The following is a 16,753-nucleotide window of genomic DNA, read 5'->3' as shown; positions in this document are numbered from 1 at the left end:
GTCTGCGAAGTCCTTGTGTACGAGGGTGAGGGGGCCGGTGATCAAAAAGCTGCGGGGGCTTCAGAGGCTGAGGACGTCAAGGGCCCACTCGACCACCAGGACACCGCCCAGACCGAGGACGGCGAGCACGGTCGTACAGCTGGTGCGGACCTTGATCGCCTCGACGACCGAGAGGTTGAAGTACTCCTTGAACAGCCAGAATCCGGGGTCGTTGACGTGCGAGAAGGCGATGGAGCCACAGCACACGGCGAGCACCATCATCTCGGGGTGCACCCCGCTGCCCGCCAGGAACGGCAGCACCACGCCCGACGTCCGTGACGACGGCGACCGTCGCCGAGCCCAGGGCCACCCGGAGGATGACGGCGATGAGCCACGCGAGGACGATCGGCGAGATGGACCAGCCGTGCGTCTGGTCCTTGATGTAGTCGGATATTCCGCCCTCGACCAGAACGTTCTTGAAGGCGCCGCCCGCACCGATCACCAGCAGGATCACCGCCGTCGCCTGCGCCGCGGAATTGCAGGAGGCGCTGACGTCGGCCAGGCTCCGGCCGATCCGCGGCCCGAACGCCCAGACCGCCAGGATCAGGGTCAGCAGCAGTGCGATCGGCGCCGAGCCGGTGAAGGCGACGAAGTGCAGGAACGGGCTCGAACCGGAGGTGGCCATGTCGGTCACCGCGGCGCCCACGATCAGTGCCACGGGGAACAGGACCACACCCAGCGACCAGCCCAACGCGGGCATTTCCTCGTCCTCGAACACCCGCTCGCTGACCAGGCCCTGGGGTATCGAGGGATTCATCGCCTTGACGAACGGCAGCCGCGGCCACACCAGCGCGATGAGCGCACCGATGGGGACGGCGATGAACAGGCCGTAGAACTTGGTCATGAGCAGCAGCAGGACCAGAACACTGATCCCGACTACGAGGAGCGGCACGTCTCAGTTCCCCTTTGAACCGTTGGACCAGATGACAGGTGACGGATGGCAGGTGACAGGTGACAGATGGTGTGATTCGTCAGGCTGATCGGCGTACTGCACCGACCAGGTTCAGGCCGTCGTCCAGGACCTTCTCCAGCGCGGCGAGGTCGTCCGGACCCGGGTCGGTGAGCGGGGCGCGGACCGGGCCGACCGGCAGACCGCGCAGCCTGGCGGCCGCCTTGACCAGCGAGACGGCATAGCCGGGCACCCGGTCGCGCAGCTCGACGAGCGGGACGTAGAAGTCCCGCAGCAGCTGGGTCACCCTCGCCTCGTCGCCGTCCCGCAGGGCCGCGAAGAAGGCGTCCGCGATCTCGGGCGCGAAGGCGTGGACCGCCGACGAGTAGGCGGGGACGCCCACGGTGGCGTAGGCGCGGGCCTGGATCTCGGCGGTGGAAGCGCCGTTGAAGAAGAGGAAGCCGTCGGGCGCGGCGAGCGTGAGGCGCTGGAGCCGGTCGAGGTCGCTGTGGCCGTCCTTGAGGCCGATGACCGTGGGGATGTCCGCGATCCGGCGCAGGCTGTCGGCGGTGAAGGCGACCTGGCCGCGCTGGTAGGCGATCAGCGGGAGCGACGTACCGGCCGCGATCCGCCGCAGCTGCTCCACCAGCCCGTCCTGCGGGGCCACGACCAGGTAGTGGGGCAGCACCAGCGCGGCGTCCGCACCGGCCTCCTCCGCGATCCGGGCGAAGCGCAGCGACTGCGCCCAGCCGTAGCCGATGCCCGCGACCACCGGCAGCCGTCCGGCGGCGATCTCGACCGTGGCCCCGACGATCGCGCGGTACTCGTCCTCGTCCAGCGAGAAGAACTCCCCGGTTCCGCAGGCGGGGAACACCGCGCCGGGTGCGGTCGCCAACTGGGCCGTCAGATACGCCCGGTACGACTCCAGGTCGAGATCGCCGTCCTCCCGGAAGCTCGTGAGTGGGAAGGAGAGCACCCCGCCCATCATGCCCTCCCGCAGCCGCTCGGCCACGCCCTCGGCCGCCGCGCTGAACCGTGTCATGAATCTCGTCCTCATATGCAGATGACGTCTATGTATGAAGATGGAGGCTAGGTTCGTGAACGCGTGGGGTCAATGGGTGCGGCACGGCGGATTTACGATGGGGCCCATGCCGGAGAGCAGTGGTGTGCGTGGAGTGAAGTCAGCGGCCCGCACGGTCGCGCTGCTGGAACTGCTCGCCGGGCGGGGCGACCGGCCGGCCCGTCTGGACGAACTCGCCGCCGAGCTCGGGGTGCCGCGCAGCAGCATGTACCAGCTGCTGCAGACCCTCGTCGACTGCGGCTGGGTGCGTACGGACACCACCGGTTCGCTCTACGGCATCGGAATCCGCGCCCTGCTCACGGGCACCAGCTATCTCGACGGCGACCAGCATGTACGGGTGGTCCGCCCGTACCTCGACGAAGCCTCGGACGCGCTCGGCGAGACGATCCACCTGGCGCGCCTCGACGGTCCGAACGTCGTCTATCTCGCGACCCGCGAGTCCCACGAGTACGCGCGTACCCTCAGCCGGGTCGGCCGCCGGATCCCGGCCCACGCCGGCGCCCTCGGCAAGGCGCTGCTCGCCGAGCGTCCGGACAGCGAACTCCCGCTCCCCGCCGAGCCGTTGACCGCCCTCACGGAGAACACTCACACCGGTCGCGCCGGCCTGCTCGCCGACCTCGCGGAGGTGCGCGAGCGCGGCTACTCCACCGACCGCGAGGAGACGGTGCCCGGTATCGCGGGCTTCGGCTTCGCCCTGCGGTACGACACACCGGCTGTCGACGCCATCAGCTGCTCGGTTCCGGTGGCCCGGCTCACCGAGGAGCACGGGGCCCGCATCGTCTCCGTCATGCGGGAGATGAGGATGAAGATCGAAACGCTGGTGCCGCCCGCCTCGGGCGCTCCCGACTGGCGTTGAACCGATCATCTGATCGGTTCAACGGAACGGCCGGCCCGGCATGTGCCACCGTCCGTCAAGCCTCAAACGTCAAACATGGTCATGCCCCGGTACGGTCCCGCCGTCCTGGCGGAGATCGAAGAGGCCGACGCCGATGAGTAGGTGATCGTCGGCGGGCACGCCCACCTGCGGTTCGACCGCACCGTTGCCGGACGGCGCAGCGTCAACCCTTCCTCATTTCCCTCGTATGAGGCCGACGGTTGCCAATTCACCCTTTCGGAGGAGGACTTCGGCCTGACAGACTCCGGAGGGTGCGCGACTTCGACATGCTTGTCATCGGATCCGGCCCGGGTGGCCAGAAGGCCGCCATCGCCGCGGCCAAACTCGGCCGCCGGGTCGCCGTCCTCGACCGCCCCGACATGGTCGGCGGGGTCTCCATCCACACCGGGACCATCCCCTCCAAGACCTTGCGCGAGGCGGTCCTCTATCTCACCGGCCTCAACCAGCGCGACATGTACGGCCAGAGTTACCGGCTCAAGGACGACATCACCGTCAGCGATCTGACCGCGCGCACCCAGCACGTGGTCAGCCGGGAGGTCGACGTCATCCGCAGTCAGCTGTCCCGCAACCACGTCTCCCTCTTCGCCGGCATCGGCCGCTTCGTGGACGATCACACCGTCGCCCTGGTCGAGGCGAACGGCAACGAAAAGCTGTTGACGGCCGAGCACATCGTGATCGCCACCGGCACCCGGCCGGCCCGGCCCGCGAGCGTCGAGTTCGACGGGCGGACGATCATGGATTCGGACAACGTCCTCAACCTGGAGGGGGTGCCACGCTCCATGGTCATCGTCGGGGCAGGCGTGATCGGCATGGAGTACGCCTCCATGTTCGCCGCCCTCGGCAGCAAGATCACGGTGGTGGAGAAGCGGCCCGGGATGCTCGACTTCTGCGACGTCGAGGTGATCGAGTCGCTGAAGTACCACCTGCGCGACCTGGCCGTCACCTTCCGCTTCGGGGAGACGGTCGCCGCGGTCGAACGTCATCCCCGGGGCACACTCACCATCCTGGAGAGCGGCAAGAAGATTCCCGCGGACACCGTGATGTACTCCGCGGGCCGGCAGGGCCTCACCGACGAACTCGACCTGGACAAGGCCGGGTTGTCCGCCGATCCGCGCGGCCGCATCAAGGTCGACGAGAACTACCGCACCGACGTGCCGCACATCTACGCGGTCGGCGACGTCATCGGATTCCCGGCGTTGGCGGCGACCTCGATGGAGCAGGGCCGTACGGCGGCGTACCACGCCTTCGGCGAGCCGGTGCACCCGATGCACGACCTCCAGCCGATCGGCATCTACACCATCCCGGAGATCAGCTTCATCGGGCGGACCGAGGACCAGCTGACCGAGGAGTGCGTGCCGTTCGAGGTCGGTATCTCCCGCTACCGCGAACTGGCCCGGGGCCAGATCATCGGCGACTCGCACGGCATGCTCAAGCTGCTGGTCTCCCCCGACGATCGCAAACTGCTCGGCGTGCACTGCTTCGGCACCGGCGCCACCGAGCTCATCCACATCGGCCAGTCGGTGATGGGCTGTGGCGGCACGGTCGACTACCTGGTCGACGCGGTGTTCAACTACCCGACGCTCGCGGAGTCCTACAAGGTCGCCGCCCTGGACGCGACCAACAAGATCCGCCAGATAGACCGCCTCAGGGACTGACCGACCGCGCCGCCCTCCGGGGCACCGAGGGCCGGACAGCCGCAGCAGTGCGAACTCCCGCCGGCGCGCGGCCGTGCTCATCGCCGGCGTGACGAGGTAGTTGACCCGGGCGTTGGCCCGCTGCTGCGTCAACTGTTCGTCGACGGCGTGGTCGTCCCGGAGCGGTGCCGGGGCAGGCCGCCACCCCAGCGCTTGTGGACGAGTTGTTCGGTTTCGGGCCTTCATGGACGGCCGGGGACGCACTCAGCGGCGGCGGCCAAGGCCGTCTGCCAGGCGCTCGGTGCCGGCATGGAGCCACCGCACACCGGGAACAGATGTCACACGCCGGAAGATCACGTTGCAGCGGCTTCGGCCCTGGCGCCTTCCGGCAGTAGCGCCAGGAGCTGTTTCGCGTGGCCGGGCAGCTCCACTTCCGCGAGGCCCGTGATGAGGTCCCTCAGCGGCACGGGCTGATCGACCAGGACTGTGCCGTTGGACAGGAGCAGGGTGGGCACCGGTGTGCCGAGTTCGGTCTCGCTCAGCATCGGTCCGCCGAGCGCGCAGAGGGCCTCTCCTTGGAGACGGATGCGGTTCCGAAGCCCCGCGTTGCCGCCGGCGAGCGCGATGACGCGTTCGATGGTCCAGGTGTCGAGCGCTGTGCGGTTGTCGTACGTCGTATTCGCTCCCGAAGCCACAGACGAGACGGCGGTGATCGTGGTGGCATTGACGATGGCGACGTGCGCCAGAATCTGGTCGGCGTTCCACTCGCCGGTCGGCGGGACGGGGCTCGTGTCACCGGAGTCGGCCACGGTGGCAGCGGCGTCCAGCAGCGCGCGGTAGGCGTCCCGCAGCGGGGTGGTGTCCATCAGGTCTTCTTCTCTCTGCGGTCGTGCGCGGAATGGATACGGGAAGGGCTGTGGCGACTGCCGTCTCAGGTGTGCGCGCCAGACATCTCCCATGGCGCCTGCGGAAGGACCTCGCCGGTCTCGAGCAGCGACTTGAGGTTCGCCAACACGGCCGGCCATCCGCGCGAGATGCCGTTGAGCATCTCCTGGTTGGGGAGATTCTCGTGGGTCACGGTGAGGCGGACGATGTCCTGGTGTGGTTCGACGAGAAAGGTGACAACCGACGGTTCTCTTGGCGATTCGGCGTCGGGGGCGTCGTCGAAGGTGATGACCAGGCGCGTCGGGGGATCGGCCTTGATCACTCGACCGACGACATCGACGACGCCTGATCCGTCGACGCGCCGATGCTCCCAGGTCGAGCCCGGCTGCCAGTCCGAAACGTTGGCGTGTCCCCAGTAACGCGCCGTCAGGTCAGCGTCCGTCAGGGATTGCCACACCTGCTCCGCGCTTGCGCGGATGTAGGTGACATAGACGTAGGTCGGCACGGACATGCGTCCGTTGGTCATGGCGTACTCCTCTGCCTGGTTCTTGATGGCACTGATCGCTTGCAGGCGGGGCTTGTCGAACCCCGAGATCCAGCGCTCTTCGATCTCGTGGATCGGCGCCGGGTTGAGGTAATGGAGTCGTTCCCGTCCGCGCCGGACGACGGTCACGAGGTTGGCCCGCTCAAGGATGTCGAGATGCTGTGTCGCCGACTGGCGGGCCATGTCCAAGCGTTCACACAGCTCGCTCAGTGTCTGGCCGTTGTGCTCGCGCAGACGGTCCAGCAGGAGTCGTCGGGTGGGGTCGGCCAGTGCTTTGAAGACCGAGTCCATCGCACTCGCTTCGAGGTTCACGCCTCCATTATGCAGGCAATCACCTGCATAATGTCAACAGTGAGTGGGCCGGCGTCCGGGGTGGGTGGTGAACCGAAGCGGCACGCAGGATGCACCTCGCGGTGCTTCGCGTCGATGCCGAAAGCTCCGAAGATCGCCCTCACCATGCCGATGAGCGCCGGGAACATGTCCTCCGTACCCGCGAACATCTTCAGCACGTGCAGGGTGGCATCGGGGTCCGTAGTCAGCGCCGATCACCTTCGCGATGTCTTCCTCGTGAGGAAGCGGAGCATCGACACTTGCCGAGTAAGAGGTTGGCTTGGCCATAGTCTCGCCCTGTGTGTTGATCGTGCGGGCAGTGGGGGCCTCGCCCCTACTGCCGTTCGATGCGCAGCTCTCCGGCGGTCCGGTGAGTGCCGGACGGAGCTCGCGTGGTCAGAATTGCTCGGTGCGGTAACGCTTCTCCAGTTCGTCGTGGTCGGCGCGGCGCACCAGCCGCTGCCGCTCGTCCCACGGTGTGAGCTGGTCGAGTACGGGGTCCAGTGCGCCCGCGTCGCGCAGTCCGGCCAGGACGGTCTGGGTGCCGCGGATGGCTCCCCGCATGGCCGTGTTGGCGTACAGGTGCACCGAGAAACCCATGGCAAGGAGCGGCTCGGGCCTCGGCGTAGAGGGCTGCGCGCTCCGGCGCTTCGGCAAGTCCGTGCCGGGCACGTAGGTCGGTGCGGGCCACGACAAGGGTGTCGTGGCTGCGCCGGGACTCGACAGCAGCGCGGATCTTCTGGCGCATCTCGTCGGCGGGGATGACCTCCTGGCCGTCGAAGTGACCACAGCGCTTGGGGGCGACCTGGTCTTCGAGCTGCACCGCCGAGGCGCCGGCCTTCTCCAGGATGCGTACGGTACGGCCGACCGATACGGCGTTGCCGAAGCCGGTGTCGGCGTCGACGACCACGGGGATGGCCACGGCATCGGTGATGGCGCGGACGTGGGCAGCCATCTCCGGTAGCGACAGCAGGCCGATGTCGGGGAGCCCAAGGAAGGTGTTCCTCACCCCGGCACCGGTGACGTAGAGGGCGTCGAAGCCGAGGCCTTCGGCGATGCGGGCGGTCAGAGCATTGACTACGCCCGGCAGCAGCGGTCCTCCCTCTGCGTCGATCAGCTCCCGCAGCGAGGCGAGAGACGACGGTGTGCTCACCGCCGCAGACAAGGCCGACAGCTCCCACGGCTCCCCGGCGTGCTTGTTCTGGGCAAGATCCGTTGGAAGACATATCAGCCCACGAAGATCAGCTGTCGGGAAGATCAGATCACGTCAGGTCGGCCGCGGCCCGAAACCCTACCGGACCCACCGGCCCCGGGCCCGGGGCCGGGGCCGGGGCCGGGGCCGGGGCCGGGGCCGGGGGTACGTGTCAAGCGGCGGGAGACGAAGTTCCTGACGCGTATCGCTTGAGTTGCTTGGAGACCGTCTCCAGTAGTTCGTCTGAGAAGTCCTTGTCGGCCACGGCCCGGGATATGAGTACGGCGCCAACCAGGGCGCTGAGGGTAAGCATCGCCTCGGCCCGGGCATCTTCGACATTGCCGTCCAGGCCTGCGATCAGTTCCAGGTACGTGCGGACCTGCTTCTCATAGGCTTCTTTGAAGTGCTGGTCACCGCGTCCCGCGGCGGCACCGAGGGGGACCAGCGCGCAGCCGGTGGCCGGCACGTCGCGGTGCTGTTTCGCGAGGTAGGCGTCAACGAGACCGGCCCGTGCATCCTGCTCGTTCTTCCGCGCGGCGCGCTCCATCTTCGCTGAGCCCTCGGCCAGGGCAATGGCGGCGGCCTGGGTGATCAGGTCATCACGTGAGTCGAAGTGCTTGTAGAAGCCGCCGTGCGTCAGTCCGGCTTCCTTCATGAGGTCCGCGATGCCGGGGCGGGTGACGCCTTCGGTGCGGACCTTGCGGGACGCGATCCGCAGGACCCTTTCGCGGGTCGCCGCTTTCTCCGCCTGCGAGTGGCCCATGTCGGCCCTGCCTTTCATGGGGCGGCGCAGTGTAACCACCGCGCGATTGGATGATGGCCATCATACTCCCCTGGCATAGAGGCAGCTCCAATGCCGTTTATTTGACTTTCAGGATGTTGGACGTAATCTAGCAACTGCATGTTAGCCATCATCCAGATCGGAGCAGGAACCGTGTCCCAGACCTATGACCCCCGCCACACGGCCGTTTTGCTGGTCGACCCCTACAACGACTTTCTGTCCGAGGGCGGCAAGATCTGGCCGCGCCTGGAGCCCATGGCGGAGGAGGTGGGCCTGCTGGACCACCTGCGCTCTGTGGTCGCCTCCGCCCGTGAGACTGGTGTCCGCGTGGTGTTCGTTCCGCACCGTCGCTGGGAGGCGGGGGACTACGAGACGTGGGATCACCCCAACCCCACCCAGCAGGCCATCATGGAGCGACACAGTTTCGCCCGCGGAACCTGGGGCGGGGAGTTCCACCCCGACTTCCAGCCGCAGCCCGGCGACGTCGTCGTTCAGGAGCACTGGGGGCAGAGCGGGTTCGCAAACACTGACCTGGACTTCCAGCTCAAGCAGCACGGCATCACCCACGTCGTGGTCGTCGGCCTGCTGGCGAACACCTGCATCGAGTCCACCGGCCGGTTCGCCATGGAGCTCGGGTACCACGTAACGCTGGTGCGTGACGCCACCGCGGCGGTCCTCCCCGAGATGATGCACGCCGCGCACGAGCTGAACGGCCCCACCTACGCCCACGCCATCACCACCACGGACGAGCTCACCGCCGCATTCAAGGGAGCGCACGCATGACACTGACCGGAGAACTGCTGATCGGAGCGTCCCGCGTGCCTGCCGACGCGGGAACGATGAAGGCACTCAATCCCGCGACCGGAGAGCTCATCGGGCCCGAGTTCGCCTTCGGCGGCGCCGCCGAGGTCGACCGTGCGCTCCGCCTCGCCGACGAGGCCTTCGACAGCTACAGCCACACCGGGCTGGCCGAGCGGGCCGCGTTCCTGGACCTGATCGCGGACAAGCTCGAGGCGGTCAAGGACGAGCTCGCCGAGCGTGCCTCGCTGGAGGCCGGCCTGCCCGTCGCGCAGTTCGAGGGCGAGGCACTCCGGACCGCCGGCGTGTTCCGCAAGTTCGCCGTAGTCGTCCGTCAGGGCCGGTTCCTCCAGGCGGCCATCGACCCCGCCCAGCCGGACCGCCGGCCTGCGCCGCGCATGGATCACCGGCTGCAGAAGGTGGCCCTGGGCCCCGTGGTGATCTTCGGCGCCAGCAACTTCCCGATCTCCTACTCAGTGGCGGGCGGCGACACCGCCTCGGCCCTGGCGGCCGGCTGTCCCGTCATCGTCAAGGCCCACAACGCACACCCGGGTGCTTCCGAGATCCAGGGCCGTGTCATCCAGCAGGCCGTCGCCGAGGCGGGACTGCACGAAGGAGTCTTCTCCCTCGTCCGGGGCGCCGGCAACGAGATCGGTGAGTCGTTGGTGGACCATCCTCTGGTCCGGGCGGTCACCTTCACCGGCTCCGAGGGCGGCGGTATGGCCCTCTACCGCCGGGCTCAGCAGCGTCCCGACCCTATCCCGGTGTTCACCGAGATGACCAGTGTCAACCCGACCTTCGTGCTGCCTGCCGCCCTGGCGGCCCGCGGCGCCGAGATAGGCGGCGGCCTGGTCCAGCGCGCCATGTACAACGTCGGGCAGGCCTGCCTGAAGCCCGCCATCCTCCTCGCCGTCGACGGACCCGGCTTCCGGGAACTGCGTGACGCGGCGACGGCCGAGGTGGAGAAGGCGGCCGCACGGACCATGCTCACCCCCGGCATCCACGACTCCTACACCCGCAACGCACAACGTATGGAGGAGAACGGCGCCACCCGCATCGGCGCGGGCCCGGCCCCGGCCGGGGCGTGGGACGGCCAGTCCCTGCTGTACGAGGTCACCGGTGAGCAACTGCTGGCCGAACCTGCCCTGCGCGAGGAGGTCTTCGGCCCCGCCATCCTGCTGGTCAGGTTGACCGGCCCGGATCAACTGCTCGACGTGGCCCGCGCCTTCCGCGGACAACTCTCGGCCACCATGCACGCCGAGGCCGCCGACCGCGCCGCCGCCGAACAGCTCCTGCCGATCCTGGAACGCCGCACCGGACGCATCGTGTTCAACACCTTCTCGATCCCGCAGGAGGTCTCCTACGCCTCCACCCACGGAGGCCCGTTCCCGGCCACCTCCGACAGCCGCTTCACCTCCGTGGGCATGGGTGCGATCGAGCGGTTCGTACGTCCGGTCACCTACCAGAACTTCCCCGACGAACTCCTGCCGCAGCCACTGCGCGAGGCGAACCCGCTGCACCTGTGGCGGCTCGTCGACGGCGAACTCACCCAGCACTGATCGTTGCCACGGGCCCCGTTCGCTCTTCCGAACGGGGCCCGTTCGCTCTCCTGGAATGAAAGGAGTCCCTTCCATGTCCATCACAGACCACGCTGCCGCGGGGAATGAACGTGAGGCCCGCGATGAGATACGCGGGAAGCTGCTCGGCGCATGGCAACTCGTGTCCTACACCGCGGTGAGCACCGACGGGGAGGCCATCCACCCCCTCGGCCCCACCCCGTACGGCCTGATCGTCTACACCCCTCAGGGATACATGTCCGCCCAGCTGGGGCGCGGCGACCGCGCACCCCTGAGATCGGCACGTCTCGAGGACGCGGCGGCCGACGAACTTGCCCAGGCAGCGGCCGGCTACGTCGCCTACGGCGGGCCGTTCGAGGTCGTCGATCCCACAACCGTCGAACACCACGTCACGACCAGCCTCTTCCCGAACTGGATCGGGCGGTCCCAAGTTCGGACGGTGACCTTCGAAGGCGCGCTCCTGAAACTCGGCGTCGCCACTCCCACCCGGCTGTGGGGTGCGGAACGCACAGCCGAACTCACCTGGAGCAGGCTGGCCTGACTGTGGCCTGCGTCGCGGGCTCTCCTCGCGAAGTGTGCCCTGCACATCATTCCGCAGGGCTGAGCGAGGTCGCGCCCGGCGTCCGTTCCACCAGCGCAGGGCCCTCCTCGGACACCTCTGCGGTGCTCCCGTCCAGGGCCGCGTCGCTGTCCGTCATCAGCGGTTCCGGTCTCGTGGCGTGACTGCCTGAGCATCGAGCGTTGCCAGTCCATCGAGCCGCGAAAGCGCGATTCTGCCGCACGTGCTCGACGGCGATGTTCCCGTTGCCGCCCGGTGCCAGGTCGTCCTATGGGCTCAATGCCGCGCACAGGCATTGCTTCGGTAGGCGTGCAGGCGCTGCGGCCACGCCGGCAGGGCGTATGCAACGGGGAGCACAGGGACCGGCCTGCGCATTGTCGCCGGATCGCCACGGCATGCCGGAACCACCGTGACAGCCGCTGTCGCGCCCTGTCGACTCGATCGCCGCCCATCACAACCCGTGCTTCACGCACATAAGGACCCAAGGACCCCATGACCAGCGCAGCCACCCGCCCGGACGTCAAGCGAGGAACCATTCCCGTCTTCGCCACCGCAACTGCGATCACCGTCTCCAACATCTATTTCACCCAGCCGCTCCTCGACGAGATCGCCCGGGGCTTCCGGATATCACCCTCCGCTGCCGGGCTGGTCGCCACGACAGGACAGATCGGCTATGCACTGGGCATCATCGCCATCGTCCCGCTTGCTGACACCGTTCGGCTTCGCCGGTTGTCCATCCTTCTGCTGGCCGTCACCGCCACCGCCCTCCTCGCGGGCGCTTTCGCCCCCTCGGTCGCTCTGCTGAGCATGGCCACCCTCATACTCTCTGCCAGCACCGTGCTGCCGCAGGTCATCATGCCGACCGTCGTCTCCATGGCGACTCCCGGCAATGCCGGTCGCGTCCTGGGAGCGGTGGGGACGGGGCTGACCATGGGAGCCCTGCTCTCGCGCACCGCCGCCGGCCTCATTGCCGAGGCCACCGGTACCTGGCGGGCAGGATTCGTCATCGCTGCCCTGGCCACCGGAGCCCTGCTCCTGGTCCTTCCGCGCTACATGCCGCACGACCGGCCGACCCCGACCGGAGCGTCGGAAAGCTACCTCCGTCTGCTGGCGTCGCTCCCCAAGCTGATCGCCGAACACGCTCCCTTGCGTCTGTCGGCCGCGCTGGGAGCGACGGTCTTCGCGGCCTTCTCCGCCTTCTGGTCGGCACTCGCCTTCCACCTCACCGCGGCCCCGATCTCACTGGGCCCCGCGGTGATCGGGCTCTTCGGCCTGTTCAGCGTGCCCGGCGCCCTGGCCGCCCGTTACTCGGGGCGCCTTGCTGACCGATGGGGCACGCGCAGCGTCAATGTCCTGTCCCTCACGTCGGCGCTGCTCGCCTTCGCGCTGTTCGGGTTCGCAGGCCGGTCACTGATCGCCCTCGCTGCGGGCTGCAACCTTCTCGGCTACGGGACGACCAGCGGTCAGATAGCCAACCAGGCGCGCATCTTCGCCGCGCGCCCCGCGATCAGGGCTCGGCTCAACACCGTCTACATCTTCGCGGTCTTCGCCGGAGGCTCCGTCGGATCCGCAGTCGCCGGGGTGCTGTTCTCTGCCTTCGGGTGGACCGGTGTGGTGTACAGCGGACTCGGCTTCCTGCTGCTCGCAGGCGTCGTCCTGGTGGGGCACTCCCTGCGCGTCCCGCGCGCAACCGGCTCGACGACCGTAGCCGCCGACACTCTTGAGAAGCATGCGGAGGACGGCGGCCGCGTCGGCGGCACCAACGGCCGGCGGTAGAGCGCGAGGCCGGGCCCCCATACACGGCAACCCGCTGGGGCGGACGGGGTCATGGAATGCTCTCCTGTATCGGTGCTGGCCGGTTTGGCGCCCGGCGACGGAACGACGCGTCGCGCCAGTGCAGGCGTCATGGCTGTGCTCCCGAAGAGAACGAAGGACCGCCGGGTAGGTATGTACTGCGCGGGGACGAATTTCGTATCACTGTGTCACTTTGTGGTGCACTCCGCGGCTGCACGCCAGCCGGCCGACTTCGCGGCAGCGAGCTGAGCGCGGCGCACCCCAACAGGAGGCGGGACGCCCCACGATGAAGCGTCTGCCATCCCGTGGCCCGGTGCCGATCTTGGGCCTATCGAGTCGGCTCAGGCCACCAGCCCTTCCTCGGCTCGCGCGAGCTGCTGCTGCGCTTGGGCGGTGGTGATCTCGGAGTAGGCCTTGTGTACCCGCACCAGCCAGGCTGCTTCACCGTTCAAACAGCCGGGAACATGAGGGGAGTTGGGCGACCCCTGGGTCAAGAGCGAGGTTAGGAGAGCTGAGGCGGGCCCCTGAAGATCCCAACGTGACTCTTTCTGCGGGACCTGCGTCTTCTGCATCTTCTGCGCGGCCCGCGTCACGTGCTCGGTCCGGGCCACGCCGCGAAGTACGCAAGACGCGGCGCGAGCAGCGTATCGAAGTCTGCGGCGTCACTTGTGCCATCGAACGGTGACGGAGCCCCGCCGAGCTCTGCTGATGCACCATTGGAACGATCAGGGAGTTTCTGTGCATTGGACGGATGGGTTTAGGGGTCCGTACGTTCGAGGCATGCCTGCTGCCGATACCGGGGCGTCCACCACCACGGGCGCCAATGCCACCGCCCTTCCCGCCGCCGATTCCCGTCCGACCCCGGGCGGCGCCGGCTACCGCCGGATGAGCCTCGCCCTCTTCCCCGCCGGGGTCGCGACCGTCGCGCTCCTCTACTCCACGCAGGCCCTGCTGCCGCTCGTCTCCCGTGACTTCGGGGTGACGACGAGCGCGAACAGTTGGACGGTGTCGGGCACGACAGGCGGACTGGCGCTGTTCGTCCTGCAGGCCCTCGGCGCCGCGCTGGAGGTCCGTCCGTGAGCACTGACGCTCCGCACCCCTCTGACCGTGCTCTGGAACATCCCACCGAAGCTGCTCCGGCACCGCGCCTTCCTGCGCCGCTCCTCGCCTACGTCCCCCTCCGTGAGCACCCGCTGAGACGCCTTCCCCAACTGCTCATCGGACTCGCCCTGTACGGATTCAGCCTCTCGGTCATGGTCCGGGCCTCGCTGGGCGTCAACCCCTGGAGCGTTCTCTACGAGGGGCTGGAGAACCACACGTCCCTCAGCTTCGGCACTATCAGCGCCGTCGTCGGAGTTCTCGTGCTCCTGCTGTGGATCCCCCTCAAACAGAGACCGAAACTCGGCACCGTCGCCAACATCATCGTCCTGGCATACTCATCGGATCTCGGCCTCTCACTCATCCCCGAGCACCTCGGGCTCCCGGCCCGGGCCGGCCTGCTGGTCGGGGTCTCCTCAATGGATTTTCCATCGCTGTGTATGTCGGCGCGCGCTTCGGACCTGGCCCCCGTGACGGACTGATGACCGGAGTGTCCGGCATAACCAGGCGCTCCACGCGGCTCATCCGCACCCTGATCGAGATCATCGTGCTCGCGGCGGACTGGCTACTCGGGGGAAGCGTGGGCGTCGGCACCGTGCTGTACGCCCTCACCGTCGGCGTCATCACCCAGTTCTTCCTATCCAGGTTCGCCTACCGCAGTAACGACGACTCCCGGACGTCCCTCACTCGTCGTGTCCCGCGTCCGGATCCCACAAAGGCCGCAAGCCGCCGGGCAGGTCAGAGAGCTGAAAAAGAATACTGGCCCCGTATGAGAGCTGCGTCCTCAACGCGAGCGGACCGTCCGTGCGGGGATCACACAGCGCGACGCTCGGCAGCACAGGACTGGCCTGCGCCGCCGCCCGCTGCCAGAACTCGGCTGCCACGCACGAGAGTCATCCGGTGACGAGTAGCAGCGCTCCGCGTTCCCAGGTCCTCGACAGCACCCGTCCGACTACGGCGCCCGGCAACTGGCAGGACTGGCTACGCCTGTTCGGATACGCCGGACGCCCCCGGACCGACATCCGCGAACGCCTGGTTCCGCCCTTTCCCGAGCCGTCAACCCGCCTCTGGGAGCTCACACGCATCAATCCGGCACTGGCATACCGCGTCGCGAAGGCCATGGACTGGCTGGGGCCGGTACTCATCGCCGTCCTAGCCGGAGCGATCCGCTTCTGGCACCTCGGGCAACCGCAGGACCTCGTCTTCGACGAGACCTACTACGCCAAGGACGCCTGGTCGCTGCTGCAGCTCGGCTACGAGGGCACCTGGCCGGACCGCAAGATCGCCGACCCACAGATCCTGGCGCACCCTCAGGTGATCCCGCTCTCCGACACCGGGTCCTTCCTCGCCCACCCGCCGACGGGCAAGTGGGTGATCGCCCTCGGCGAGTGGATGTTCGGCCTCAACCCGTTCGGCTGGCGCTTCATGATCGCGCTCCTGGGCACGCTGTCGGTGCTGATGCTGTGCCGAATAGGCCGCCGCCTGTTCCGGTCGACGGCGCTGGGCTGCCTGGCCGGCGCGCTGATGACGGTGGACGGTCTGCACCTGGTGATGAGCCGCTCCGCTCTCCTGGACATCATCGTCATGTTCTTCGTACTGGCGGCGTTCGGATGCCTGCTGCTCGACCGGGACAACGCACGGGCCCGGCTCGCGGCAGCCCTCCCGGTGGGCGAGGACGGCCACGCACGCCCGGACCAAGTCACAGGCGACCGCGCCGGGATGGGATTGCGTCCATGGCGGCTCGCAGCCGGCCTCTTCCTGGGACTGGCGGCCTCGACCAAGTGGAACGGCCTGTACTTCCTCGCCTTTTTCGTGGTCCTTACCCTGCTGTGGGACGTCGCCTCTCGCCGCGTGGCGGGAGCCCGCCGCCCGTACCGGGCAGTGCTGTGCAAGGACCTCGGCTGGTCGCTGCTGTCCGTCGTTCCGGTCGCCGTGGTGACCTACCTGGCGACATGGACAGGCTGGTTCCTGTCCGACAACGGCTACGGACGGCACTGGGCAGACGGCCGCGGCGGCACCTGGTCGTGGATTCCGGCTCCGCTCCGCAGCCTGTGGCACTACGAGTACGGGGTGTACCAGTTCAATGTGGGGCTCCACACTTGGCACCGGTACGAGTCCAACCCGTGGAGCTGGCTGGTCCTCGGCCGCCCTGTGCTGTTCCACTACCAGTCGCCGAAACCCGGGCAGGACGGGTGCCACGCGACGGCCGACTGCTCGCAGGCGATCCTCGCACTGGGCACACCGCTCCTGTGGTGGACGGCATGCTGCGCACTTATGTATCTGCTCTACCGATGGGCACTGCGCCGCGACTGGCGCGCCGGCGCCGTCCTGTGCGCGGTAGCTGCCGGTTATCTGCCCTGGTTCCTGTACCAGGACCGCACGATCTTCTCCTTCTACGCGGTCGCCTTCGTGCCGTACCTGTGCCTGGCCGTGGCGATGATGCTGGGCGCGCTGCTGGGGCCGCCGGGGGCGGATGGCAAACGCGGCACACGGGGCGCGGTGGCCGCGGGCGTGCTTGTGCTGCTCATCGCCTGGAACTTCATCTATTTCTGGCCCCTGTACACAGGCACGGCCATTCCGATCGACCAGTGGCGGTCGCGGATGTGGCTGGACACCTGGGTCTAGCTACGTAGACGCCCAGAGATGGCGCGGCAGTC

Annotated in this window: 14 protein-coding genes and 3 pseudogenes; 9 read left to right on the top strand and 8 right to left on the bottom strand. The window is 68.1% G+C overall.

What is annotated here, in order from left to right; genetic code table 11:
* Window positions 1–60: 60 nt before the first annotated feature.
* Window positions 61–883, bottom strand: a pseudogene (locus OG747_RS45900) (gluconate permease); the annotation flags it as partial.
* A gap of 127 nt (window positions 884–1,010) precedes the next feature.
* Window positions 1,011–1,970: a 5-dehydro-4-deoxyglucarate dehydratase gene (locus OG747_RS45895; protein ID WP_405885294.1), complete on the bottom strand. Its 960-nt coding sequence runs from the start codon at window positions 1,968–1,970 to the stop codon at window positions 1,011–1,013.
* Window positions 1,971–2,076: 106 nt separating this feature from the next.
* Between OG747_RS45895 and OG747_RS45890 the strand changes: the two genes are divergently transcribed.
* Both OG747_RS45890 and sthA read left to right on the top strand, forming a co-directional pair.
* Entirely contained in the window at window positions 2,077–2,865 is a 789-nt protein-coding gene (locus OG747_RS45890) for an IclR family transcriptional regulator (RefSeq protein WP_405885293.1), read from the top strand.
* A 290-nt stretch (window positions 2,866–3,155) separates the two neighbouring features.
* On the top strand, window positions 3,156–4,559 hold the full coding sequence (gene sthA, locus OG747_RS45885) for a Si-specific NAD(P)(+) transhydrogenase (protein ID WP_405885292.1): 1,404 nt from the start codon (window positions 3,156–3,158) through the stop codon (window positions 4,557–4,559).
* Window positions 4,560–4,891: 332 nt separating this feature from the next.
* Here sthA and OG747_RS45880 read toward each other — a convergent pair whose 3' ends face one another.
* The 6 genes and pseudogenes from OG747_RS45880 to OG747_RS45855 all read right to left on the bottom strand — a co-directional run bounded on the left by OG747_RS45880 (window position 4,892) and on the right by OG747_RS45855 (window position 8,270).
* Window positions 4,892–5,404 carry a hypothetical protein gene (locus tag OG747_RS45880; protein WP_405885291.1) on the bottom strand — a complete coding sequence of 171 codons (513 nt, stop codon included), beginning with the start codon at window positions 5,402–5,404 and terminating at the stop codon, window positions 4,892–4,894.
* Window positions 5,405–5,469: 65 nt separating this feature from the next.
* Window positions 5,470–6,258: an ArsR/SmtB family transcription factor gene (locus tag OG747_RS45875; RefSeq protein WP_405886049.1), complete on the bottom strand. Its 789-nt coding sequence runs from the start codon at window positions 6,256–6,258 to the stop codon at window positions 5,470–5,472.
* Window positions 6,259–6,275: 17 nt separating this feature from the next.
* Window positions 6,276–6,476 (bottom strand): hypothetical protein, encoded by a 201-nt coding sequence (locus OG747_RS45870; RefSeq protein WP_405885290.1) that lies wholly within the window; start codon window positions 6,474–6,476, stop codon window positions 6,276–6,278.
* A gap of 217 nt (window positions 6,477–6,693) precedes the next feature.
* Window positions 6,694–6,897, bottom strand: a complete 204-nt coding sequence (locus OG747_RS45865) for a hypothetical protein (protein ID WP_405886128.1) — start codon at window positions 6,895–6,897, stop codon at window positions 6,694–6,696.
* A gap of 70 nt (window positions 6,898–6,967) precedes the next feature.
* Window positions 6,968–7,450: pseudogene (locus OG747_RS45860) on the bottom strand (oxaloacetate decarboxylase); the annotation flags it as partial.
* Between the two features lie 211 nt (window positions 7,451–7,661).
* Entirely contained in the window at window positions 7,662–8,270 is a 609-nt protein-coding gene (locus tag OG747_RS45855; RefSeq protein WP_405885289.1) for a TetR/AcrR family transcriptional regulator, read from the bottom strand.
* A 153-nt stretch (window positions 8,271–8,423) separates the two neighbouring features.
* Here OG747_RS45855 and OG747_RS45850 point away from each other — a divergent pair, with 153 nt between their 5' ends.
* From OG747_RS45850 to OG747_RS45820, 7 genes and pseudogenes are all read left to right on the top strand, one after another.
* Window positions 8,424–9,053 (top strand): isochorismatase family cysteine hydrolase, encoded by a 630-nt coding sequence (locus OG747_RS45850; RefSeq protein WP_405885288.1) that lies wholly within the window; start codon window positions 8,424–8,426, stop codon window positions 9,051–9,053.
* Window positions 9,050–10,627: an aldehyde dehydrogenase (NADP(+)) gene (locus tag OG747_RS45845; protein ID WP_405885287.1), complete on the top strand. Its 1,578-nt coding sequence runs from the start codon at window positions 9,050–9,052 to the stop codon at window positions 10,625–10,627. Before OG747_RS45850 ends, OG747_RS45845 begins: the two co-directional genes overlap by 4 nt.
* A 73-nt stretch (window positions 10,628–10,700) precedes the next feature.
* Window positions 10,701–11,186, top strand: coding sequence for a lipocalin-like domain-containing protein (locus OG747_RS45840; RefSeq protein ID WP_405885286.1), 486 nt, complete (start codon window positions 10,701–10,703; stop codon window positions 11,184–11,186).
* 510 nt (window positions 11,187–11,696) lie between these two features.
* Window positions 11,697–12,980 (top strand): MFS transporter, encoded by a 1,284-nt coding sequence (locus OG747_RS45835; RefSeq protein ID WP_405885285.1) that lies wholly within the window; start codon window positions 11,697–11,699, stop codon window positions 12,978–12,980.
* Window positions 12,981–13,778: 798 nt separating this feature from the next.
* Window positions 13,779–14,042, top strand: a pseudogene (locus OG747_RS45830) (MFS transporter); the annotation flags it as partial.
* Between the two features lie 32 nt (window positions 14,043–14,074).
* Window positions 14,075–14,578: a YitT family protein gene (locus tag OG747_RS45825; protein WP_405885284.1), complete on the top strand. Its 504-nt coding sequence runs from the start codon at window positions 14,075–14,077 to the stop codon at window positions 14,576–14,578.
* A 418-nt stretch (window positions 14,579–14,996) separates the two neighbouring features.
* Entirely contained in the window at window positions 14,997–16,721 is a 1,725-nt protein-coding gene (locus OG747_RS45820) for a dolichyl-phosphate-mannose--protein mannosyltransferase (protein WP_405885283.1), read from the top strand.
* Window positions 16,722–16,753 lie beyond the last annotated feature (32 nt).

This window comes from Streptomyces sp. NBC_01384 (assembly GCF_045040035.1).
GTDB lineage: Bacteria > Actinomycetota > Actinomycetes > Streptomycetales > Streptomycetaceae > Streptomyces.
This window is presented reverse-complemented; position numbering and strand designations above follow the sequence as displayed.